Source organism: Nakamurella flava (assembly GCF_005298075.1).
In the GTDB taxonomy this organism is placed as follows: domain Bacteria; phylum Actinomycetota; class Actinomycetes; order Mycobacteriales; family Nakamurellaceae; genus Nakamurella; species Nakamurella flava.
Genome location: NZ_SZZH01000001.1, coordinates 1,239,118 through 1,261,184, shown reverse-complemented (window position 1 = coordinate 1,261,184; position 22,067 = coordinate 1,239,118). Strand labels below are relative to the sequence as shown.

The 22,067-nt window shown below is 70.1% G+C and carries 20 protein-coding genes and 1 tRNA gene; 10 read left to right on the top strand and 11 right to left on the bottom strand.

Annotated features, from left to right (window positions below; genetic code table 11):
- Positions 1 to 81: 81 nt before the first annotated feature.
- Together FDO65_RS05645 and FDO65_RS05640 are read left to right on the top strand one after the other, a co-directional pair.
- Positions 82 to 618: a hypothetical protein gene (locus FDO65_RS05645; RefSeq protein ID WP_137448424.1), complete on the top strand. Its 537-nt coding sequence runs from the start codon at positions 82 to 84 to the stop codon at positions 616 to 618.
- Complete coding sequence (locus tag FDO65_RS05640) at positions 615 to 2,084, top strand: glycoside hydrolase family 3 protein (RefSeq protein ID WP_137448423.1); 1,470 nt, start codon at positions 615 to 617, stop codon at positions 2,082 to 2,084. Before FDO65_RS05645 ends, FDO65_RS05640 begins: the two co-directional genes overlap by 4 nt.
- Here FDO65_RS05640 and FDO65_RS05635 read toward each other — a convergent pair.
- The 11 genes from FDO65_RS05635 to aceE all read right to left on the bottom strand — a co-directional run bounded on the left by FDO65_RS05635 (position 1,979) and on the right by aceE (position 14,710).
- Positions 1,979 to 2,677 carry a dihydrofolate reductase family protein gene (locus FDO65_RS05635; RefSeq protein ID WP_137448422.1) on the bottom strand — a complete coding sequence of 233 codons (699 nt, stop codon included), beginning with the start codon at positions 2,675 to 2,677 and terminating at the stop codon, positions 1,979 to 1,981. The genes FDO65_RS05640 and FDO65_RS05635 overlap by 106 nt on opposite strands.
- A 117-nt stretch (positions 2,678 to 2,794) precedes the next feature.
- Positions 2,795 to 3,820: a hypothetical protein gene (locus tag FDO65_RS05630; protein WP_137448421.1), complete on the bottom strand. Its 1,026-nt coding sequence runs from the start codon at positions 3,818 to 3,820 to the stop codon at positions 2,795 to 2,797.
- Between the two features lie 144 nt (positions 3,821 to 3,964).
- A complete protein-coding gene (locus tag FDO65_RS05625; RefSeq protein WP_137448420.1) occupies positions 3,965 to 4,255 on the bottom strand; it encodes a hypothetical protein in 291 nt (96 codons plus the stop codon).
- Positions 4,256 to 4,440: 185 nt separating this feature from the next.
- Positions 4,441 to 5,868 (bottom strand): acyl-CoA carboxylase subunit beta, encoded by a 1,428-nt coding sequence (locus tag FDO65_RS05620; protein ID WP_240757444.1) that lies wholly within the window; start codon positions 5,866 to 5,868, stop codon positions 4,441 to 4,443.
- Positions 5,869 to 6,101: 233 nt separating this feature from the next.
- A complete protein-coding gene (locus FDO65_RS05615) occupies positions 6,102 to 7,331 on the bottom strand; it encodes a beta-ketoacyl-[acyl-carrier-protein] synthase family protein (RefSeq protein ID WP_137448419.1) in 1,230 nt (409 codons plus the stop codon).
- Positions 7,328 to 7,570 (bottom strand): acyl carrier protein, encoded by a 243-nt coding sequence (locus tag FDO65_RS05610; protein WP_137448418.1) that lies wholly within the window; start codon positions 7,568 to 7,570, stop codon positions 7,328 to 7,330. The genes FDO65_RS05615 and FDO65_RS05610 overlap by 4 nt, the downstream gene beginning before the upstream one ends.
- A gap of 293 nt (positions 7,571 to 7,863) precedes the next feature.
- A complete protein-coding gene (locus FDO65_RS05605) occupies positions 7,864 to 8,844 on the bottom strand; it encodes a beta-ketoacyl-ACP synthase III (RefSeq protein WP_137448417.1) in 981 nt (326 codons plus the stop codon).
- Positions 8,841 to 9,782 carry an ACP S-malonyltransferase gene (locus FDO65_RS05600; protein WP_137448416.1) on the bottom strand — a complete coding sequence of 314 codons (942 nt, stop codon included), beginning with the start codon at positions 9,780 to 9,782 and terminating at the stop codon, positions 8,841 to 8,843. The genes FDO65_RS05605 and FDO65_RS05600 overlap by 4 nt, the downstream gene beginning before the upstream one ends.
- Before the next feature lie 129 nt (positions 9,783 to 9,911).
- On the bottom strand, positions 9,912 to 11,084 hold the full coding sequence (locus FDO65_RS05595) for a PucR family transcriptional regulator (protein ID WP_240757443.1): 1,173 nt from the start codon (positions 11,082 to 11,084) through the stop codon (positions 9,912 to 9,914).
- Between the two features lie 97 nt (positions 11,085 to 11,181).
- Positions 11,182 to 11,385 (bottom strand): cold-shock protein, encoded by a 204-nt coding sequence (locus tag FDO65_RS05590; RefSeq protein ID WP_137448415.1) that lies wholly within the window; start codon positions 11,383 to 11,385, stop codon positions 11,182 to 11,184.
- 508 nt (positions 11,386 to 11,893) lie between these two features.
- On the bottom strand, positions 11,894 to 14,710 hold the full coding sequence (gene aceE, locus FDO65_RS05585) for a pyruvate dehydrogenase (acetyl-transferring), homodimeric type (RefSeq protein WP_137448414.1): 2,817 nt from the start codon (positions 14,708 to 14,710) through the stop codon (positions 11,894 to 11,896).
- A 381-nt stretch (positions 14,711 to 15,091) separates the two neighbouring features.
- Between aceE and FDO65_RS05580 the strand changes: the two genes are divergently transcribed.
- From FDO65_RS05580 to guaD, 8 genes are all read left to right on the top strand, one after another.
- Positions 15,092 to 15,523 carry a DUF3052 domain-containing protein gene (locus FDO65_RS05580; RefSeq protein ID WP_240757442.1) on the top strand — a complete coding sequence of 144 codons (432 nt, stop codon included), beginning with the start codon at positions 15,092 to 15,094 and terminating at the stop codon, positions 15,521 to 15,523.
- A complete protein-coding gene (locus FDO65_RS05575) occupies positions 15,520 to 16,011 on the top strand; it encodes a peroxiredoxin (RefSeq protein WP_137448413.1) in 492 nt (163 codons plus the stop codon). Before FDO65_RS05580 ends, FDO65_RS05575 begins: the two co-directional genes overlap by 4 nt.
- Positions 16,012 to 16,148: 137 nt before the next feature.
- Positions 16,149 to 16,220, top strand: a tRNA-Val gene (locus tag FDO65_RS05570).
- A 388-nt stretch (positions 16,221 to 16,608) separates the two neighbouring features.
- A complete protein-coding gene (fumC, locus tag FDO65_RS05565; RefSeq protein ID WP_420847519.1) occupies positions 16,609 to 18,042 on the top strand; it encodes a class II fumarate hydratase in 1,434 nt (477 codons plus the stop codon).
- 98 nt (positions 18,043 to 18,140) lie between these two features.
- Positions 18,141 to 19,400, top strand: a complete 1,260-nt coding sequence (locus tag FDO65_RS05560) for a threonine/serine exporter family protein (RefSeq protein ID WP_166442045.1) — start codon at positions 18,141 to 18,143, stop codon at positions 19,398 to 19,400.
- Entirely contained in the window at positions 19,397 to 20,134 is a 738-nt protein-coding gene (locus FDO65_RS05555) for a YoaK family protein (RefSeq protein WP_137448411.1), read from the top strand. The genes FDO65_RS05560 and FDO65_RS05555 overlap by 4 nt, the downstream gene beginning before the upstream one ends.
- Before the next feature lie 22 nt (positions 20,135 to 20,156).
- Complete coding sequence (locus tag FDO65_RS05550) at positions 20,157 to 20,429, top strand: hypothetical protein (RefSeq protein ID WP_137448410.1); 273 nt, start codon at positions 20,157 to 20,159, stop codon at positions 20,427 to 20,429.
- A gap of 240 nt (positions 20,430 to 20,669) precedes the next feature.
- Positions 20,670 to 22,067, top strand: coding sequence for a guanine deaminase (gene guaD / locus FDO65_RS05545; protein ID WP_137448409.1), 1,398 nt, complete (start codon positions 20,670 to 20,672; stop codon positions 22,065 to 22,067).

The following is a 22,067-nucleotide window of genomic DNA, read 5'->3' as shown; positions in this document are numbered from 1 at the left end:
GCAACTGCCGTGGGCACGCGGCGTCGTTCTGTCCGGGGGCCAGGCACGGACGATGAACGAGAGGTATCCCGGCGGATGCGAATGGCGGATCGAGGCACCCTTCGGCTGCTGGTGGCCGTGGTCGCAGTGGCGGCCATCGCCGCCGGCGGCGCATGGGTCGTCGGACGACAGCAGTACGACCCGGTCGCGACGATCGCCTACAGCGCCGGCCCGACCGCCGACCGTACGGTCGCGGTGTCGGCGGTCGCGCAGGGCCATCCCGAGGCCGCCGCGGTCGGGCAGCTCTTCCAGCAGTACTTCGACGCCATCAACGACCGCGACTACCCCGCCTGGCGGGCCCGGGTGACCGACGACCAGGCCCATGCCCAGGACGCCGGGCACTGGACAGCGGCCTACGCGACGACCGTGGACTCTAATGTGCTGGTCATGAGCATCGAGGACGAACCCCTGCGGGTCCGCGTCAAGTTCAGCTCGCAGCAATCGGTGGATCTCGCGCCGTCGGCGTTGCGGTCGGACTGCATCAACTGGGACCTGACCTACCTCGTCGTCGAACGGGACGGCCAGCTCGTCATCAGCGGACTGGATCCCTCGGCGCAGTCGATGGTCGCGTGCTCGTGACCGGGCACCATGGCCGGGTCCTCCGAGTCAGCGCGCTGATCGTCGCCGGGTCGCTCGTCCTGGTGGCCTGCGGCGGCTCACCGTCGCCGTCCGCCGATGCGCTCACCGGGACCGCATCCTCGGGTGGTTCCTTCGTCCTGTCCGAGGACGACCGCTCCGCTTCGCCTACCGTCCAATCCCCGTCCCCGACGGTGCCGACGAGTGAGTCGACGGCCGCCGATCCGACCACGACCTCATCCGCCGCCCCCGTGCCGGTGTCCACCTCCAGCCCGGCCCCCACCCCGGCGGCCCCCGCAGCGACGAATGGCCTGGTCACCGCGGCGGACCAGGCGGCCGCAGCCGCGGCCGTCGCCGCCATGAGCGTCGAGGATCGCGCCGGGACCGTGGTGATGGCCAGCTCCGCCGACGCCGTCGGCAGCGATCTCGTCCAGCGCCGCCACCTCGGTGGCGTCATCCTCATGGGCTCGCAGGGCACCATCGACGGCACGAGTGCCGGCACCCCCGCACAGGTCGCCGCCGTGACCGCCGCGCTGCAGGCCCAGGTCCCGGCCGGACAGGCGGGGGCGCCATTGCTGGTCGCCACGGATCAGGAGTACGGGCTGGTCACGCGGATGGTCAACGGGTTCACCGACTTCCCGGGCGCCGACGAACTCGGCGACATCACCGACACTGCTGCCGCCGTGGCCGCGACGGAGGCGGTCACCACCGCGGCCGGGCGCGAGCTGCGCGCCGTCGGGGTGAACGTCGACTTCGCCCCCGACGCCGACATCGCCCCGCGCTCCGGCGCATCGGGGGTGGCCGGCCGCACGTTCGGCTCCGATCCCGATCGGGTCGGCGAACTGGTCGGCGCGGCCGTCCGCGGCTACTCGGCCGGTGGGGTCGCCCCGACGATCAAGCATTTCCCGGGGATCGGCCGGCTCGCCGCCGACACCCACGTCGCCCTGCCCCAGCTCGACTCGTCCTGCGAGGAGTGGAACGCGGCCGAGGCCGTGCCGTTCCGGGACGGGGTCGCTGCCGGGGCGCCGTTGGTGATGACCGGGCACATCCGGTGGCCGGCGGCCGGCGCCAGCGAGCTGCCGACCAGCCTGTCCCGCACCGTGCTCACCGATCTGGTGCACGGGTCCGGCACCGGCGGGTGCCAGGGACTGGACTTCGGTGGGGTGGCCGTCTCCGACTCCTTCGAGATGGCCCCGGTCGTCGAGGCCTACGGCAAGAACGAGGCACCGTGGCGGGGGATCGCCGCCGGTCAGGACCTGGTCCTGATGCCGGTCGATCCGGACGGTGCCGTCGACGGCATCGTCGCGGCCGCGAACGACGGCCGACTCCCGGCCGAACGGCTCACCGAGGCGGCCACCCGGGTCTATGCGTTGCGGTTGGCCCTCGGCCGGGTTCCGGCGCCGTCGCTGGACGTCGTCGACTCGGCCGAGCACCAGGCCACCGCCGCGCAGGCCCGATCCGCGGGCTGAGCCAGGTTCGGTCGGGCGTCGGTCGATCGGTGGGTCGCCAGCAGGACGCCCGTTGCCGTGCTGCGACTGTCGACGAGTTCGAGACGACGTGTGTAGTCGTCCGGTCCGAACAGCCGCTGCCCGGAGCCCAGGACGACCGGGTGGATCATGAGCAGCAGCTCGTCGATCAGACCGTGCGGCAACAAGGAACGGACCAGCGCACCGCTGCCGAGGATCATCAGGTTGCCGCCCGACTGTTCGCGCAGCTCGGCCACGCCGGCCGGCACGTCGCCGTGCAGCAGGGTGCTGTTCGGCCAGCGCAGCACCGTGTCCGGCCGGCCGGACACGACGTACTTGGGCAGCTGGTTGAAGCTGTCGGCGAACGGTCCGCCCACCTGATTCCAACGGGTCAGCAGCTGCTCATTGGTGCGGCGATTGAACAGCCAGGAGAACTCCGCGCCCATCGACGCCCCCATCGCCTCCGGGATCGACGGGTCGCCGCCCAGCGCGGCCCATCCGCCGTGCCGAAACCCGTCGCGCGGGTCCTCGTCCGGACCGCCCGGGGCCTGAAGGACCCCGTCGAGGCTCAGGTGGTTGATCACGATTACGCGCATGGGCTTCTCCCGTCGACACGCTCGCCCCAGATAGACCTGCGAGATCGGCGGAACTCATCGCGAGTCAGACCGGGCAGGTGGCCCGATGAGTTGCGTTCCTCAGTGATGAAGGCGGTGTCAGAAGTTGATCATGTGTACGTAGGGCTTGGTGCGGCTGTTGAAGTAGGCGCCGCCTACGGCGGCCAGTGGCAACCACGAATAGTTCACCTTGCCGTTCCATTCGGCCCTCACCAGCAACAGGCAGTAGCGCAGGTTCCACGGCACATTGATGTCCGGATCTGCTGTGAATGGGTTCACCGAAAAGGTGTAGTGTCCGTTCTTGTTCGTCTGGACCTGCTGCGACGGTGTCGCGTTGACCTGCCCCGAATACCAGATGACCGGGTACATTCTCACTCTCGCCTGCACAGGGGTCCGGAATGCGTTGGTGGTCGTCGAGACGGTCAGCGGCGGAAGTGCGGTCGACGCGAGTGACGGGTAAGGCTCGTCCTTACGGGAACCCTGCAGATTGATGAGGCCGGCCGCGTACGGTGACCAGCTTGTCGCCTTTTGGGAGACGCTCATGATGGAGGGGATCTCTCGAAACGTCCACCCATTGACGGGGTTTTTCGGGGGTTCGGTGATGTTGCAGGCGTACTCGTCGACAGCGCCGCGGTAGTGGCCGAGCTCGTGAACCACGCCGTCAGTCGTGTCTGAACCGAGGATCCCGCCAGTTCCGGGAAACGGCTTGACGACGATGGTTTGTTCGTTTCGATTCCATCCGAACGTCATGGACGTGTCTTCGTCATAGATGACCTTGACATTCGTCGACGGATGGAGCCTGCCCACTTCACTCGGTGCGTCGTCGGCGTACTGATGGCTACTCACGACGCTGAACTGGTAGACCGCCTGCAGTCGACCGTCGCCGTTGAATTGGGAATTCACCTTCTTCCATTGGTCGGCCAGCAGAGAGATAGTCGCATCCAAACCCCCGTAACGTTGTGCAGTCGTCTGCGCAACGGCGATGTCCACTGTGAAGGTGTATGTCGGCTTCGTGGACGCAGCGGACGCAGTGGTGGCTGCCTGGCTGACGGAGGTAGTGGTGGAGGCGACCAGCAAACCGGCCGCGAGAATGCTGATGAAGGCGCGAAAGAGCGACCTGTTCATGGGGGTCCCGTCGATGATGTCGAGCTGGCGGAGGCCGCACGAGGAAATCGAAAGCTACCTCGACTGTCGATGTGTAACCAATAGGGCAACCGGATGAGGCGGACGGGTGAGCGGGCTGCACAGGCGGCACCTGAGATCGACCCGTCAGCGTGACAGGTCCGCTGCCACCACCGCGAGGATCTCGTCAAACCAGCGCCGTCGACCGGGTACCACCCGGCGCCCGGCTCGGAAGACCGCCGTGATGTGGCGCAGCCGCTCGGGCGCCAGGTGGGCCGTGGTGAGCAGCATCCACGGCTCGTCTTCCGACCAGCCGGTGACGGCGAACCGCTCGGCCCCGAGGACGTTGGCCACCGTCGGCAGGTCGTCGGCCCAGCCCGCAGATGGCCGGTCCCGCTGCCGGGTCGACTCGCCGAATGCCGGCGACGCTGACCTCATTCGCGGACCGCAGTGAGACCAGCCGCAGGCTGAACCGGGCTCCTACGTCAGCGAAAGGGCCGGCCTTGAGTCGGCTGTCGGCCCGCCGTGCTGTTGCAGCACCAGCGGCTTAGTCGCGGACGCGACCTTGCAGTAGCTGAGCGTTCGGCCCTCTGCGCTATGAACCGACGACGCAGACGGCGCACTCACAGCGGGATGTTGCCGTGCGCCCCCCGCCCGGCGGGCGCGGCGGCCAGGGCCTCGGCCAGCCGGCGACGGGTCTGCGCCGGGGTGATGACCTCGTCGACGTGTCCGAGCGCGACGGCCCGGTCGACTCCGCCGGCCAGCTTCTCGTGCTCGGCGGCCAGCTGGGCCTGCAGTTCCTCGCGGTCCTCGGGGGCGGCGGCGGCGAGCTTGCGGCGGTGCAGGATGCCGACGGCGGCCTTGGCGCCCATCACGGCGATCTCGGCGTCCGGCCAGGCGAACACCGTGGTCGCGCCCAAGGACTTGGAGTTCATGGCGATGTAGGCACCGCCGAACGCCTTGCGGGTCACCAGCGTCACCCGCGGCACCACCGCCTCCGCGAAGGCGTGCAGCAGCTTCGCCCCGCGGCGGACGACGCCGTCCCATTCCTGACCGACCCCGGGAAGGTAGCCGGGGACGTCGACCAGCACCAGCAGCGGCAGGCCCAGGGAATCGCACATCCGCACGAAGCGGGCGGCCTTCTCCGCCGACGTCGAATCCAGGCAACCACCCAGCCGAAGCGGGTTGTTGGCGACGACGCCCAGCGACCGGCCACCCAGCCGGCCCAGGCCGACCACGATGTTGGGCGCCCACTTGGCCTGGAGCTCCTCCAGCGGCTCGTCGAGGATGCGGTTGATGAGCGGCCGGACGTTGTAGGCCCGGTTGCGCTGCTCGGGCAGCAGTGCGGCGAGACCCTCGTCGTCCGGCATGTTGTCCAGGACAGCCATACCGGGGCGCGCGAACAGGGTCGTCACGTGCCGGGCCCGGGCCAACGCGTCGGCCTCCGAAGCCGCGATGATGTGCACGACCCCGGACTTCTTCTCGTGGGCCGACGGCCCGCCCAGGGCCTCCATGTCGACCTGCTCGCCGGTGACCGAACGGACCACGTCCGGACCGGTGACGAAGACCCGGCCCTCCGGGGCCATGATCACGATGTCGGTCAGCGCCGGCCCGTAGGCGGCGCCACCGGCGGCCGCACCGAGGACGACCGAGATCTGGGGCACGCGCCCGGACGCCCGGATCATGGCCGCGAAGACCTGACCGACGCCGTCCAGCGCCTCGACCCCTTCGGCAAGCCGGGCGCCGCCCGAGTGCCACAGGCCGATGACGGGAATCCGCTCCCGCAACGCGGTGTCGATGGCCTCGACGATGTGCCGGCAGCCCTCGGAGCCGAGCGCTCCGCCCATCCGGGTCGCGTCGGTGCAGAACGCCACCGCCTTGGCCCCGTTGATCCGGCCGCGAGCGGCCGAGACGCCCGAGGTGTCACCCGGGAACAGCGGCACCGATGAGTCGACGTCGAAGAGCGCGGCCAGCCGGACCTCCGGTTCCCGCGGGTCGAGGGTGCGGGGCGGCGGCAGCAGGTCGGGCAGGGGATCGGCCAGAGAGGTCACGGTGGGCTCCAGTGCAAACCGGTGACGGTCCCACGCGACGGGTGCGCCGAAGCAGACCGTGCGCGGGCGGGATGACGGAACGGCGGCAGGCACGCCCGTCGAGAAGGAGGGTGCGCCGTCCCGCCGTGGTGTCGGCGGGACGACCGGCCGGCCAGCGTCGCCTGGGTGCGGGCGACGTTCCCGGCGACCGGCCCGCACTCCCTGATCGGGGGAGCAGCGGGCCGGGTCGCGCGTCAGTCCTTGGTGAAGACCAGGGCCACGTTGTGGCCCCCGAACCCGAACGAGTCGTTGACCGCGGCTCGCAGCGACGGAACCTCGCGGTTCTCGATCGCGACGTCCACACCGACCTCCGGGTCCAGCTTGTTGAGGTTGCGGGTCCCCGGGACGATCCCGTCCCGGACGGCCAGCAGGGTGGCGATGCCCTCGACGGCACCGGCCGCGCCGAGCATGTGCCCGGTCATCGACTTGGTCGCGGTGACGACGGGATGTTCGCCGATGGACCGCAGGATCGTGTTCGACTCCGCGACGTCGCCGACCGGGGTCGACGTGGCGTGCGCGTTGACGTGCCCGATGTCCTTCTTGTCCAGGCCGGCGATCCGCAGGGCCTTACCGATCGCGCGGCTCGCGCCCTCGCCCTGGGGCTCGGGTGCGGTGATGTGGAAGGCGTCGTTGGACATACCGACCCCGGCCAGGCGGCCGTAGATCTTCGCGCCCCGCGCCCGGGCGTGATCGGCGTTCTCCAACACCATCATCCCGGCGCCCTCGCCGAGCACGAAGCCGTCGCGCTCGACGTCGAACGGGCGGGAAGCGCCGAGCGGGTCGTCGTTGCGGGTGCTCATCGCGCGCATCTGCGAGAAGCCGGAGATGGGCAGCGGGTGGGTGCAGGACTCGGCCCCACCGGCGATCGCGATGTCGAAGTCGCCGTCGCGGATCATCCGGAACGCCCAGGCCAGTGCCTCGGCGCCGGAGGCGCAGGCCGACACCGGGGCGTGGACGCCGCCGCGGGCTTTGGCCCACAGACCGACCGCGGCGGCCGGGCCGTTGGGCATCAGCATCGGGACGGTCAGGACGGCGACCTTGCGGACCCCGTCCTGCTCCAGCAGGTCGTCCTGACCGAGCAGGGTCAGGGCCCCGCCGATGCCGGTGCCGACCACGACACCGAGACGCTCGAGGTCGAGTTCGGGTGCACCGGCATCGGCCCAGGCCTCGCGCGCGGCGACCAGCGCCACCTGCTGGCAGCGATCCAGCCGCCGCGCTTCGACCCGGGAGAGCACCTCGGACGGATCGACGGCCAGCGGCGCGTGGATACGCACCGGCAGGTCGTACTTCTCCGCCCAGGGTTCGGTGAGCGCCGTGACGCCGATCCGGCCGTCCAGCATCGCCTGCCAGGTCTCCGGCGCGGTGCCACCGATGGGCGTCGTGGCCCCGATTCCGGTGACGACGACGTCAGGGCTATTGCTCATGCCTTGTTGGCCTCGATGTACGAGACGGCGTCGCCGACGGTCTTCAGGTTCGCCAGCTCGTCGTCCGGGATCTTGACGCCGAACTTGTCCTCGGCCTGCACGGCGATCTCGACCATCGACAGCGAGTCGATGTCCAGGTCGTCGGTGAACGACTTCTCGGCGGTGACGTCGGCGGCGGTGACGCCGGCAACCTCTTCGACGATCTCGCCGAGTCCGGCGAGGGTGTCCTCAGTGCTCACGGTGTTTCCTTTCGGGGGTGGTCCCTGCGGGGTGGTCCTGCGGGGGGTGAAGACGTCGTCCGGGCGTCATTGCCGGCGGACGTAGGGGCCGGGTCCGTCGGGATCGCCGAAGGAGCCGGTGGCACACGTCCCCGGCCGGACGTTCCGGCACGACGGTCGCGGCGCATTCTGCCGTACCGGGAGTTCGCCCGCCGGCAGCCGGGTCGGTGAGCCCCCGGCCGGACGGCCGCCCGGGAGCCGGATGAGCAGGTGTCCCAGTTCCCGGCACCCGGTCAGCCGACGGTGCCCGTCGATCACGGGCACCGGTAGACCTGCGCGGCGTAGGTCAGGCCGGCACCGAACGCGACCGACAGCACCAGATCTCCGCTGTGCACCTCACCGGCCTGCCGCATCCGGTCCAGCGCCAGCGGGATCGACGCGGACGAGGTGTTGCCGGACGTGACGATGTCCGTACCGACCCGCAGATCGTCACGCGCGCCGGCGGCCTTCACCTTCTTGGCGATGGCCTCGATGATGCGGAGGTTCGCCTGGTGGGTGACCAGCACGTCGATGTCGGACAGCGCGACCCCCGCCAGTTCCGCGGCCCGGACGGCGACCGGGGCGATCGCCGTGGTCGCCCAGCGGAACACGGTCTGCCCGGCCTGGAAGAAGTAGCCGTCGCGGCCGTCGATGCGGATGGCGTCGGTGTTGGTCTCGTCGCTGCCCCAGGAGACCGGGCCGATGCCCGGTTCGTCCGCGCCGGTGACCACGGCGGCGCCGGCCCCGTCCGCGAAGATGATGGCGGTGGCCCGATCGGTGGGTTCGGTCCAGGCGGTCAACTTCTCCGACCCGACGACGAGCACGTTCCGCGCGGATCCGGTCCGCACGATCATGTCGGCCTGGGCCAGGGCATAGCAGAACCCGGCGCACGCGGCGTTGAGGTCGAAGGTGCCGGCGGCGTGGATCCCCAGGATGGCGGCGATCTGCGTCGCGGTGTGCGGGGTGGTGCTCTCCGGGGTGCAGGTGGCCACGATGATCGCGTCGATGTCGGCCGGCCCGAGCCCGGCCTCGGCGATGGCCTTGGCCGCCGCGCTGGCGCCCATGGAGGCGACGGTGTCGTCCGGGCCGGCGAAACGGCGTTCGGCGATGCCCACCCGGGTGCGGATCCACTCGTCGTTGGTGTCCATGATCTGGGCGAGATCGTCGTTGGTGACGACCTTCTCGGGACGGTACGAGCCGAGACCGACGATCTTGGAGCCGGCCCGACCCGGGACGGTGCGAATGGTCGCGCTCACGCGGAGACCCCCGCGTGTTCGGCGAAGAAGGCGGCCGCGGCGTCCAGATCCGCCGGCGACTTGACCGCCAGCGTGGCGATGCCCTTGAGCTCGCGCTTCACCAGACCGACGAGGGTGCCGGCCGGCGGGAGCTCCAGGACTCCCGTGACCCCGAGCGAACGCAGGGTGGCCATGCACCGGTCCCAGCGGACCGGTGAGGTGACTTGCTGCTGCAGCAGCCGCAGGTAGGTGACGCCTGAGCCGGTGCCGCCGACGACGCTGCCGTCGGAGTTCGTCAGCAGTGGGCGGGTCGGATCGACCGGCGGCGTGGTCTCGACCAGCTGGTCCAGGTGCTCGCCCAGGGCCTGCTGGGCCGTCGACATGAACGAGGTGTGGAAGGCACCGGCCACCGGCAACGGGATCACCCGGGTACCGGCGGGCGGGTTCGCGACCAGCGCATCGAGGGCGGCCGTGCTGCCGGCGGCGACGATCTGCCCGCCGCCGTTGACGTTGGCGCCGACCAGGTCCAGCTCGGCCAGGGCGGCGACGACCTGTTCCGGGTCGCCACCCATGACGGCGGCCATCCCGGTCGGGGTGAGGGCGCAGGCCGCACTCATCGCGCGTCCGCGGACCCCGGCCAGTTCCACGGCGTCCAGCGGGCGCAGGACCCCCGCGATCGCGGCCGCCGCGAGCTCGCCCACGGAGTGGCCGGCGACGGGTGCCCCGGCGGGGAAGGTCAGCCGGTCGGCGGCGAGCAGCGAGGCCGCGACGACCAGCGGCTGGGTGACCGCGGTGTCCTTGATCTCCTCGGCGCCGGCGGTGGTACCGAGGGTGACGAGATCCAGCTTGGCCCGCTCCGACATGGCCGCCGCGAGGTCGGCGATCCCGTCGAGTTCGAGCCAACTGGAGAGCATCCCCGGCTTTTGGGCGCCCTGTCCGGGCGTGACGATGGCCAGCACGAAGAGAACACAACCAGAACCCCGATCGGGTGGGGCAGGGGGCGGAGCACCAAGTCGCGACGGCCAATTTGTGTGAGCCCTACAAAGGCTCTCAGCAGATGATCCAAACCGGACGGCGGTTGGTCCGGTTCAGCCCGGCTGACCGAGCCGGCCCACGATGGCCGCGCTCTGCAAGATCAGCAAATCGCGCGGCTCCCACGGCGACCGCCCGGTGAGGTCGGTGATCCGCTGCAGGCGGTAACGCACGGTGTTGGGGTGGACGAACAGATTCCGTGCGGTCGGTTCCAGGGCGGCCCCCGCCTGCAGGTACGCCTCCAGGGTGGTCAGGAGCGGGGTGGGTGCGGCCGCCAGCGGCGCGAAGACCAGGGTGCGCAGACGTTCCACCGCGCGACGGTCGCCGGCCAGGGCCCGCTCGGCCAGCAGGTCGTCGGCGTCGACGGGGCGGGGTGCCGACGGCCAGGCCACGGCCGCGTCGAGCCCGCCCAACGCCTCCGCCGCCGACACCACCGCTCCCAGCAGGCCGTTGCCGATCGGTCCGCGGACCACCGGGCCGGGGCCGAAGAGGTCGGCGAGACCGCCGGTGTCCTGTTCGTCGGTGCTCACCTCCGGTCCGGCCAGCACGACCACGAGCCGGTCCCCGTGGACGCCGGCCAGCGCCGCCCGTCCCGTGGAGCGGGCCCATTCGGCGACGGCCGCCACCGTCTCGGCCCGGTCACCGGCCGGGGCCGCACCCACCACCACCTGGGTCGGGGCTCCGGGATCCCAGTCCAGCGCGGCCGCCCGCGAGGACAGCGAACCGATGTCCTCGCCCCGCACGATGCCGTCGACGACCCCGGCCTCCACCCGGGCGTCCCAGGCGCCGCGGGTCTCGGCGGCGGCCGCGTAGACGGAGGCAGCGGCGAAGGCGACCTCCCGGCTGTAGCGCAGCAGTGAGTCACGCAGTGCCTCGTGCTCCGCCTCGTTCCGGGCCAGGGCCGGCAGTTCCTCCTCGGCGACGGTGATCGCGATCCGGACCAGTTCCACGGTGCGGCGCAGCGAGACAGCGCGGATGAGGTCGCGCGGGGCGGTGCCGAAGACCTGCCCGGTGATGCGGTGGTCGGGGTGGGGAGCGGTCACCCAGGCCACGTAGCCGGAGATCCCGGCCTGGGCGACGAGGGTCACCCAGGAGCGCTGTTCGGCGGGCAGGGCGCGGAACCAGGACAGCCGGTCGTCCATCAGGGCCACGGAACGGGTGGCCAGCGCGCTGGCGGCCCGCTCGACCCGTCGGAGCGTGGCCGGGCTGATGTCGGCCGGCAGAGTCACGGCTTCAGCGTCCCATGTGTACGGGCCGGGCCGGGAACGCCGAACGGGGTCGGCATCCGCGTGGATGCCGACCCCGTTCGTCGAAGTCTGGGTGCGCTCAGGCCGCGCTGACGCCGGTGGCCTGCGGTCCCTTCGGCGACTGCTCGACCTCGAAGTTGACCCGCTGGCCCTCTTCGAGCGACTTGTAGCCGGTCGAGGTGATGGCCGAGTAGTGCACGAACACATCACCCGAACCATCGTCCGGGGAGATGAAGCCGTAGCCCTTCTCCGCGTTGAACCACTTCACAGTTCCCTGCGCCATGCGTGCTCTCCTCGAGCGTGTGTTCGCGGAACAACTCCCGCGTTGTCGAACACCCCGGCCGTATCCCTCGTCGACCGGGGGGATGCGCCCCGCCCTGAATTCACTCAGAAGCCATGGAAAGGCGACAACGAGGCGACCCTACAGGCATCACTCTCTCGCGCACCAGCATCGGCGTCGCCTGTCTTTCCCCTTCGCTTTCCGGTGGCGGCGCCGCGGCACCGCCACGGAGCCGATCGCGGTCCGGAGGCAGGAACCGCAGGTGGGGACCGTCGTGCGAACACCGTGGGCGGTTCCGGCCCGCGCGATCGGTGGTGATGACGGACACCGCCCGCTCCGCCTGCCAGGGACCCGACGAGGGTCCGCCGACCGCCGCCCGGGCAGTGGCCGAGAACGCCGCGGGGGCGTCGGACGTCAGTGCGTCCGACGCCCCCGCGGGTACTGCGTCGCCATTTCTCCAGCGATGGTGATTCGACGGTTCCCGCCGAAACACCAAAGCTGCGGCATCAGATCAGGAATCGCCTCCGGCGTTACCGGACCGACCGGCCAGCACGTTGCTCAGCTCGTACTTCTCCGCGGCCTCGGCCGCCGCGCCCTCGCGGTATTCGCCCCGCCGTTCCAGCGCGGCCAGGGTGGCCACCACCAGCGACGGACCGTCGATGAGGAAATGGCGACGAGCGGCCTGCCGGGTGTCGGAGAAACCGAATCCGTCCGCGCCCAGCGCGGTGAAGTCGGTCGGCACCCACGGGGCGATCTGGTTCTGCACGGCCCGCTGCCAGTCGCTGGTGGCCAGCACCGGACCGGGCTCGTCGACCAGGGCCTGGGTGACGTACGGCGTGCCCACGTCGCCGGCCGGGTCGAGCAGGCGGGCCCGCTCGATTGCTTCGGCGTCCCGGCGCAGCTCCGTCCACGAGGTCACCGACCAGACGTCGGCGGCCACGTTCCAGTCGTTGGCCAGCAGCTCCTGGGCCTCCAGGGCCCAGCGCAGGCCGACACCGGACGCGAGCAGCTGGGCCCGGGCCTTGCCATCGGTGTCGGATGCGGGGGCGAGCTTGTACATGCCCTTGAGCAGGCCGTCGATGTCGATGCCCTCGGGCTCGGCCGGCTGCTGGTACGGCTCGTTGTACAGGGTGAGGTAGTAGAAGATGTTCTCCCCGTGCGGGAAGTCCTCGCTCCCGCCGTACATCCGGCGCAGACCGTCCTTGACGATGTGCCCGATCTCGTAGCCGTAGGCCGGGTCGTAGGCGACGACGTGCGGCATGGTCGCGGCCAGCAGGTGGCTGTGACCGTCGGCGTGCTGCAGGCCCTCGCCGGTCAGGGTCGTCCGCCCGGCGGTGGCGCCGAGGACGAAACCGCGGCCCATCTGGTCGCCGATCGCCCAGAATCCGTCACCGGTCCGCTGGAACCCGAACATCGAATAGAAGATGTACATCGGGATCAACGGTTCGCCGTGGGTGGCGTAGCTGGTCGAGGCGGCCGTGAAGGTGGCGACCGAGCCGGCCTCGTTGATGCCCTCGTGCAGGATGACGCCCTGCTCGGACTCCTTGTAGGCGAGCATCAGGTTGGCGTCGACCGCGGTGTAGAGCTGGCCGGACGGGTTGTAGATCTTGGCCGTCGGGAAGAACGAGTCCATGCCGAAGGTACGGGCCTCGTCCGGGATGATCGGCACGACGCGATTGCCGATCTCCTTGTCCTTGAGCAGGTCTCGGACGAGCCGGACGAACGCCATGGTGGTGGCGATCTCCTGCTTGCCGGAGCCCTTCTTCAGGACGTCGTAGACCTTGTCGCCCGGCAGCACCAGCGGCTTGGCGGTGACGCGGCGTTCGGGGACGAAGCCGCCCAGGCGCTTGCGGCGGTCCAGCATGTACTGGATCTCCTCGGACTTCGGTCCGGGGTTGTAGTACGGCGGACGGTAGACGTCCTCGAGCTGGCTGTCCGGGATGGGCAGCTGCAGGCTGTCGCGGAACTCGTGGAGATTCTGCGAGGTCATCTTCTTCATCTGGTGGGTCGCGTTGCGACCCTGGAACGACGGGCCGAGCCCGAAGCCCTTGACCGTCTTGACCAGGATGACGGTCGGCTGGCCGGTGTGCTGCATCGCCGCCTGGTAGGCCGAGTAGACCTTGCGGTAGTCGTGGCCGCCTCGTCGCAGGCGCCAGATGTCGTCGTCGGACAGGTCGGCGACGAGCTGCTTCGTGCGGGGGTCACGGCCGAAGAAGTGGTCCCGGATGTAGCCGCCGTCGTTGGCCCGGTAGGTCTGGAAATCGCCGTCCGGGGTGGTGTTCATCAGGTTGACCAGCGCACCGTCGCGGTCGGACTGCAGCAGGCTGTCCCAATCGCGGCCCCAGATGACCTTGATGACGTTCCAGCCGGCGCCCCGGAAGTAGGACTCCAGCTCCTGGATGATCTTGCCGTTGCCCCGGACCGGTCCGTCCAGGCGCTGCAGGTTGCAGTTGACGACGAAGGTCAGGTTGTCCAGTCCGTCGACCGCGGCCACGTGGACCAGACCGCGGGACTCGACCTCGTCCATCTCGCCGTCGCCCAGGAACGCCCAGACGTGCTGCTCGGAGGTGTCCTTGATGCCGCGGTGCTGCAGGTAGCGGTTGACCCGGGCCTGCTGGATGGCGTTCATCGGGCCGAGGCCCATGGACACCGTGGGGAACTCCCAGAAGTCCGGCATCAGGCGCGGGTGCGGGTACGACGGGATGCCGCCGCCCGGGTGCGACTTCTCCTGGCGGAACCCGTCCAGGTCGTGCTCGGACAGCCGGCCCTCGAGGAACGCGCGGGCGTACATGCCGGGGGAGGCGTGGCCCTGGAAGAAGACCTGGTCTCCGCCGCCCGGGTGGTCCTTGCCGCGCCAGAAGTGGTTGAAGCCCACTTCGTACAGCGTGGCCGACGAGGCGTAGGTGGAGATGTGGCCGCCGACGCCGATGCCGGGTCGCTGCGCGCGGTGCACCATGATCGCGGCGTTCCAGCGGATCCAGCGACGGTAGCGCCGCTCGATGTCCTCGTCGCCGGGGAAGAACGGTTCCGACTCGGTCGGGATGGTGTTGATGTAGTCCGTCGCGGTCAGCGGGGGGAGCGAGACGTGGGACTCACGGGCGCGCATCAGCAGGCGGAGCATGAGGTACCGGGCCCGCTGGGTGCCACCGGAATCGAGCATCGCGTCGAAGGAGGAGAGCCACTCCTCGGTTTCCTCCGGGTCGACGTCGGTCAGCTGCGCGGCGAATCCATCTTTGATCAGGCGCATGCGACGCGGTTCGGGTACTGAGGCGGACAAGGCGGCTCCTCGATTCCGATCGGTGCGGGGTTGGCCCGCGGGGTGAGGCATCGGGGCTGTGGTGACCACAGCCGGCATCTGTCGGGTGACCAGCCGTGGGGATGGGCTGGTCGGTCGGGCATCGGGGTGTGATGTCCGTGGTGGTGCGGTGGGCACGTCGTCGGGTGGCGCCCGACGATGTGTCGGACCCGCGTGCCGCCCGCGCTCATCCTTCCCTGCCCGCCCGTTCGCTGCCATCCAGGGCGACGCAGACCACTTTTTGCGTCTTCGCCCCGCGGTTCCAGGCGCCATTGCGGGGCACACGCGGCGGGCCGAGGTACCGGTCGGAGATCAAGATGCATAAGGTAGGCCCCCATACAACCTTTGACCCGGACCGGGAGCTTTCGGGGGCTTTCCGGTCCGGACCCAGGAGTCGAAAGGACGCCGACGATCGTGAAGGACGACGCGGGGCAGGTGGCGACGCCCGCTGCCCGGCTCGGATTGAAGCCCGGTGACGCGGTGGGGGAGATCGGGTACGACGACGACGTCGACCACGACCTGCGCGAGGCGATCATCGAGGAGATCGGATCCGATCTGCTGGACGAGGACGCCGACGACGTCGTGGACGCGGTGCTGTTGTGGTGGCGCGAGGAGGACGGTGACCTGACCGACGCCCTGGTCGACGGCATCACCATGCTGGCCGACCATGGAGTGATCTGGCTGCTGACCCCCAAGACCGGCCGCGACGGCTACGTCGAATCGAGTGAAATCGCCGAGGCCACCCGGACCGCCGGGTTGGCCCAGACCACCAGCGTCCCGGTCAGCAACGGGTGGATGATCGCCCGCCTGGCCCGGCAGAAATCCGGAAAGGCCCGCCGCGCATGACTTCTCCTGACACCTCCCTCGCTCCGGGAACCGGTCTGCCGGTCGGATCGGTGGCTCCCGACTTCACTCTCCCGGACGAGAACAAGCGCCCGGTCACGCTGTCCGAGATCGACGGCCCCGTGCTGCTGGTCTTCTTCCCGTTCGCGTGGAGCGGGGTGTGCACCACCGAGTTCTGCGAGCTGCGGGACGATCTGTCGGTCTTCACCGACGCCGGTGTGCAGGTCTTCGGGGTCTCCACCGATACGGCCCAGTCGCTCAAGCCGTGGGTCGCCGACCAGGGGTACACCTTCCCGTTCCTGTCCGACTTCTGGCCGCACGGTGCGGTCGCCCAGCAGTACAACGTGTTCTTCGACAAGGCCGGCATGGCGCTGCGGGGCACCTTCCTGCTCGATGCCGATCGCGTCATCCGGTTCGCCGAGGTCAACATGCCCGGCGAGCGTCGCGACCAGTCGCAGTGGAAGCAAGCGGTGGCCGCGCTGCTCGGATGAGTCGGCAGCGGTAGAACCTACGGGCCGGGCGCGCCACGCGTGCCCGGCCCGGCCTGTTCCGGTCCCGGGTCCGGGATGGCGGTGACATACTCCTTCGGGCCCATCCGTCGACCTGCGACGGTCGGGACGAGGATCTGGGGCGCGTAGCTCAGCGGGAGAGCACCCGGTTTACACCCGGGCGGTCGGCGGTTCGAACCCGTCCGCGCCCACTCCAGAAGCCCCCTCCAGCGGTCGCGCCGGCGGTGCGGAGGTATCCCCGGCCGGGTGAGGGATCGACCGGGTAGGTCGGTGGCGCAGCGTGATCGCCTCCCTCGGTGACCGAAGCGCTACCCGTCTTCGGTCCGGACCACACCTTGCGGCAGATGATTGCTCGGCGTATTGACCCGATTACCCTGCGTGGCTTCCACTGAGCGGCGGGAGTGGGTCGCCGGCACGCTCAGGGGGGCGTGGGCCCCCGCTCCCTGACGCGAAAGGTCGAGAGCCGTGAACCCACAGTCCCACCCTGCTCCGCAGCCCGCCGGAACCAACGGGGCCGCCACCAACGGTGCCGCGAAGAACGGTGCCGCGCAGAACGGATCGTCCAACGGGTCCACCCCGGTGCTGCGGGACGTCCCGATCGGGCTCGATGCCACGGGCACCCGGTCGGAGTTCGACAGCATGGGGACCGTCGACGTGCCGGCCAACCGCTACTGGGGCGCTCAGACCCAGCGGTCGCTCATCCACTTCGACATCGGCGGCGACCACATGCCCAAGGAGGTCTACCGGGCCTACGGGTACGTCAAGAAGGCCGCCGCGATCGTGAACCACGCCGCCGGCCGGCTCCCCAAGTGGAAAACCGACGCCATCATCCAGGCCGCCGAAGAGACCATCTCCGGCCAGCTCGACGAGAACTACCCGCTGTTCGTCTGGCAGACCGGTTCCGGCACCCAGAGCAACATGAACGTGAACGAGGTCATCAGCAACCGGGCCATCCAGCTGCTCGGCGGCGAGCTGGGCACCCAGCACCCGGTCGGCCCGAACGACGACGTCAACATGGGCCAGTCGAGCAACGACACGTTCCCGACCGCGATGCACATCGCCGCGATCACCGAGATCGACTCCAAGCTGCTGCCCCGGGTGACCGAGCTGGCCGACGAGCTGGAGCGCAAGTCCATCGAGTGGATGGACGTCGTCAAGATCGGCCGCACGCACCTGGAGGACGCCGTCCCGCTGACCGTCGGCCAGGAATGGTCCGGGTGGGCCGCGCAGATCCGTGCGTGCATCGGCGAGATCGAGCACAGCCGTGGTGGTCTGCTCGAGCTCGCCGCCGGTGGTACCGCGGTCGGCACCGGTCTGAACGCACCGGAAGGCTTCAGCCAGGACATCGCTTTGACCATCGCCGAGCTGACCGGCAAGGAGTTCGTGACTTCGCCGAACAAGTTCATGGCGCAGGGCTCGCTCGATCCGATGGTCCGGGCCAGCGCGGCGTTGCGCAGCCTGGCCGTGGCTCTGATGAAGATCGCCAACGACATGCGCTGGCTCGCTTCGGGTCCGCGCACCGGTTTCGCCGAACTCCTGCTGCCGCAGAACGAACCGGGCAGCTCGATCATGCCGGGCAAGGTCAACCCGACCCAGTGCGAGGCCATGGTCATGATCAGCATCCAGGTGCTGGGCAACGACACCGCGATCGCGTTCTCCGGCACCCAGGGCAATTTCGAATTGAACGCGATGCGCCCGGTGATCATCAACAACTTCCTGCATTCGGCGCGCATCCTGGGCGACGGGATCGAGAAGTTCGTGAAGTTCTCCGTCTCCGGGACGGAGTTGAACCGCAAGAAGATCGAGAGCTACGTCGGCGAGAGCCTGATGCTGGTCACCGCGCTCAGCCCGGTGATCGGCTACCAGAACGCCGCGCACATCGCCGAGAACGCGCTGGCCAACGATCAGACGCTGAAGCAGGCGGCGCTGGCCTCGGGACACGTCACCGAGGAGCAGTTCGATTCCATCGTGGTGCCGGCCGATCTGGTCGGACACGGGGTGGAAGGCGCCTGATGACCCCAGGGCGCGGCCCCGCCGGCCCGGTCCCGGGTGTCGTTCCCCGGCCGGCCGCGCCCGCGGCGTCGTCCCGGCCGTCCCCGTCCGGGGCGGCCGTGGCTACGACCGACACCACCGCAGTGGCCGACCTGATCACCGCTGCCTCGGCCTGTCTGCTGGCCAACGGAGCCGAGTCGCAGCGGATCGTCCAACGGGCCGACCAGCTGGCCCGGGCCGCTGGCGGGCGGGTCGAGCTGACCCTCGGATGGACCGAGAGTCGTTGCTCTTACACCGGTTCCGACAGCTCTGTCGAGGAGCGACGGTTCGCCGCGAGCCCTACCGGCGTGGGGATGAACCGGGTGATGGCCGTCGACGCCGCGATCGAGGACCGGGCGGCCGGCCGACTGTCGACCTCAGCGGCCGCCACCGCGGTCCAGGACGCCGGCCGGCAGCCGGCGAGCAGCACCCTGCTCTTCGCTCTCGCCTGCGCGGTGGGCGCCTGCGGCCTGGCCGTCATCTTCGGCGCCGACGACTGGGCCGCGCTCGGACTCATCGCCCTGGCCGCCGGGCTCGGCGGGATCGTCCGGCGGCTCCTGGGCTCGTGGGGGGCGAACAACTTCTGGCAGGTCGGTGTGGCCGGGCTACTGGCCGGCCTGTTCGGGGCCATCGCGGTCGGCGCGGACGTGAGTTCGCCGCTGCGGTTGGCCGCCGTCTGCCCGTGCATGGTGCTCGTGCCCGGGCCGCACCTGCTCAACGGCTCGCTGGATGTCGCCAATCTGCGGATCCCGCTGGGGTTGGCCCGGTTGACCTTCGCCACCGTGACCCTGCTGTCCATCACGGCGGGGCTGTTGCTCGGTCTGTCCCTCGGGGGCGCCGATCTCGTCCTCGACCCGGCCGGCCGGGACGTGCCGCTGTGGCTGGATGCGTCGGCCGCCGCGGTGGTCGCCGTCTGCTACGGGATCTTCTACTCGGCTCCGCTGCGCATCCTGGTGTGGCCGTTCGTCGTCGGGGCGGGGGTTCACGCCCTGCGCTGGGTGGCGTTGTACGAGTGGCACCTGCCGGCGTGGGCCGGCGCCGGTCTGGCCTGCCTGGTGGCGGGTTTCGTCCTGATGCCGGTCGCCCAGCGCTTCCAGGTGCCGTTCTCGGCCATCGGTTTCGCGTCGGTCGTCTCGCTGATGCCCGGCCTGCTGGTGTTCCGCGTGCTGGCCGGTCTGTCCATGCTCCCGGGGGCGAAGGGCGTGGAGGTGGCCCCGTTGCTGCAGACCATCGTCAACGACGCCAACGTGGCCTTCCTGACGATCTTCGCGATGGCTCTAGGGTTCCTGGTCCCGGCGGCCTGCTACCAGGCGGCTCGGCGGCGCGGACTCCGCGGATGACCGCGTCCGAACGGCTCGGTGCGTCGACGGCGATCTCGGACCGGCGGCTGGCCGCGCTGCCGTTGCTGCTGAGCGTGGTCGCCGGGCTGACCGACGTGACGACGTTCGTGCTGCTGCACGGGGTCTTCAGCGCGCACATCACCGGCAACCTGGTGGTCCTCGCCGCCGACATCGCGGCCGGCCGGCCCATGGGGCTGACCGGCCTGTTGGCGATCCCCTGCTTCGTGGTGACCGCGGCGGTGGTGACCGCGGTGACCACCCGGTCGACCCGTCCGGCGTCGGACTGGGCCGGTCCGTTGCTGATCGTCCAGGCGGTCCTGCTGACCGCGGCTGCCGCCGTGGGCATCGGCTGCACCGTCTCCGCCCGGCCGGACAGCGCGGTCGGGGTGGTCACGGGACTGTTGGCGGTGGCTGCGATGGCCGTGCAGAACGCCCTGCTACACGTCGTCTTCGCCCACTCACCGACGACCGCCGTGATGACCGGCAACGTGGTCGGTGCGACCGTCGCCGGTGTGCGCCTGCTCGTGCGGCGCACCACGCCGGTCCCCGACCCCGACCGGGACGCCTGGCGGCGGACCTGGCCGTTGATCGTCGGGTTCCTCCTCGCCTGCCTGGTCGGCGGGCTGGCCTGCTACGCCGTGGCCGACCGAGCCGCGGCCCTGCCGATGCTCGCCGCGCTGGCCGTGGTGGTCTTCTTCGTCGCGCGACCGACCCGGGTGGCACCGCGTCGGTAGGCCGCCGGGGAATGATGGTCGGATGACTCGTCGACCGTGGCTGCCGGCTCTGGCGGTGGCCTGGGCGCTGGTCTGCCTGATCGCGCTCGGGTTGGCGGCCGGCGGTGTGGTGTCGTGGCGCGTGGTTTCTGTGCTCACCATCGCGAACGGCGTCATCGCCGGAGTCCGGTGGTGGTCGGACCGGCGGGCCCGTCTGATGGCCGAGATGACCGCGGCGACCGCCCGGCGGGCGTCGTCGGTGGGCGACGACGCCGCCCGCGGCGATGTGCCTCCCGGCTCGACCGCGCGGTTCTGACCGGCACCGGAGCGTGCCGGGTCGAGCGGGGCCGGCCGCAAGTGCCGGTCCACGAGATGCCCGGCCGTCCACGATCGGGTGCAATTCCGATCGCAGCGCGAGCCGATGACCCGAAAGGCATCACTCCGCCACCCCAACGGGGTCGATCAGCCCGGCATTCGGGCTGCGACAATGCTTTTCGACGCATATCACTGTGCGTCGGCCGGCGTAGGAGCCCGTTCGGCGGGCGAGGGGGAACGCATGACCATCTCTGCTGTCCGCGGAACATTCCTGGACTTCGTGGACGACCCGTGGAAGCACGTCGGGGATGAGCAGGCGGCGGTGCGGTTCTTCGCCGACGGGCTGCTGGTCGTCGACGACGGGATCATCGTCGACTTCGGCGCCTACGACGAGATCGGTTCGCGTCACGAGGGTGTCGACACGACGGTGATCACTGATCGGATCATCGTGCCCGGCTTCGTCGACGGCCACATCCACCTGCCGCAGACCCGGGTGCTCGGCGCCTACGGTGAGCAGTTGCTGCCCTGGTTGCAGAAGTCGGTGTTTCCCGAGGAACGCAAGTACGCCGACCGCGAGTACGCCCAGGAGGGCACCCGGCATTTCTTCGACAATCTGCTGGCGTCGGGAACCACCACCTTCCAGGCGTTCACCTCGTCGGCCCCGGTGTGCACCGAAGAACTGTTCGAGGAGGCGTCCCGCCGCAACATGCGGGCGATCGCCGGCATCACCGCCATCGATCAGAACGCACCCGACTGGTTCACCATCTCGCCGCAGGACTACTACGCGGCGGCCACCGAGCAGATCGAGCGCTACCACCGCAAGGGCCGCAACCTCTACGCCATCACCCCCCGGTTCGCCTTCGGCGCCACCACCGAGCTGCTGGAGACCTGTCAGCGCCTGAAGCAGGAGAACCCGGACCTGTGGGTGCACACCCACATCAGCGAGAACCCAGCGGAGATCCGGGGTGTGCTCGACCTGCACCCCGACTGCACCGACTACCTCGGCATGTACGAGAAATTCGGTCTGGTCGGGCCCAAGTTCACCGGGGGGCACGGGGTCTGGCTGAGCGACGACGAGTTCCGGCGCATCTCGGAGTCCGGAGCCGCCGTGACGTTCTGTCCCTGTTCCAATCTCTTCCTGGGGTCCGGGCTGTTCCGGCTGGGCAAGGCCACCGATCCCGAGCACCGCGTGCGCCTGACGTTCGGCACCGACATGGGTGGCGGCAACCGGTTCAGCATGATCAACGTGCTGGAGGACGCGTACAAGGTCGGCATGCTCAACAACTGCATGCTGGACGGCAGCCTCATCCCGAGCCAGCAGAACCTGGCCGAGTCCGAGCGCAACAAGCTGTCTCCGTTCCGGGGGTTCTGGTCCATCACCCAGGGCGGCGCCGAGGCGCTCTACATCGACGAGTTCGTCGGGAATTTCGACATCGGCAAGGAAGCCGACTTCGTCGTCCTGGACTGGACGGCCGGACCGCCGGCCGTGGCCTGGCACGCCTCACTGCTCGCCGAGCAGGGCGGCCCGCAGACCGTCGAGCAGGCGGGGGAGCTGCTGTTCTCGATCATGATGGTCAGCGACGAGCGGGCCGTCGACGAGACCTGGGTGATGGGGCGTCGCGCCTACCGGAAGGCCTGA

What these genes read in the sequence shown, in the direction of transcription:
- FDO65_RS05645 (WP_137448424.1), top strand. Translation starts at nt 82, where the DNA reads ATGGCGGATCGAGGCACCCTTCGGCTGCTGGTGGCCGTGGTCGCAGTG.
- FDO65_RS05635 (WP_137448422.1), bottom strand. Translation starts at nt 2,677, where the DNA reads ATGCGCGTAATCGTGATCAACCACCTGAGCCTCGACGGGGTCCTTCAG.
- FDO65_RS05630 (WP_137448421.1), bottom strand. Translation starts at nt 3,820, where the DNA reads ATGAACAGGTCGCTCTTTCGCGCCTTCATCAGCATTCTCGCGGCCGGT.
- FDO65_RS05625 (WP_137448420.1), bottom strand. Translation starts at nt 4,255, where the DNA reads ATGAGGTCAGCGTCGCCGGCATTCGGCGAGTCGACCCGGCAGCGGGAC.
- FDO65_RS05615 (WP_137448419.1), bottom strand. Translation starts at nt 7,331, where the DNA reads ATGAGCAATAGCCCTGACGTCGTCGTCACCGGAATCGGGGCCACGACG.
- FDO65_RS05590 (WP_137448415.1), bottom strand. Translation starts at nt 11,385, where the DNA reads ATGGCGCAGGGAACTGTGAAGTGGTTCAACGCGGAGAAGGGCTACGGC.
- aceE (WP_137448414.1), bottom strand. Translation starts at nt 14,710, where the DNA reads ATGCCTCACCCCGCGGGCCAACCCCGCACCGATCGGAATCGAGGAGCC.
- FDO65_RS05575 (WP_137448413.1), top strand. Translation starts at nt 15,520, where the DNA reads ATGACTTCTCCTGACACCTCCCTCGCTCCGGGAACCGGTCTGCCGGTC.
- FDO65_RS05555 (WP_137448411.1), top strand. Translation starts at nt 19,397, where the DNA reads ATGACCGCGTCCGAACGGCTCGGTGCGTCGACGGCGATCTCGGACCGG.
- FDO65_RS05550 (WP_137448410.1), top strand. Translation starts at nt 20,157, where the DNA reads ATGACTCGTCGACCGTGGCTGCCGGCTCTGGCGGTGGCCTGGGCGCTG.
- guaD (WP_137448409.1), top strand. Translation starts at nt 20,670, where the DNA reads ATGACCATCTCTGCTGTCCGCGGAACATTCCTGGACTTCGTGGACGAC.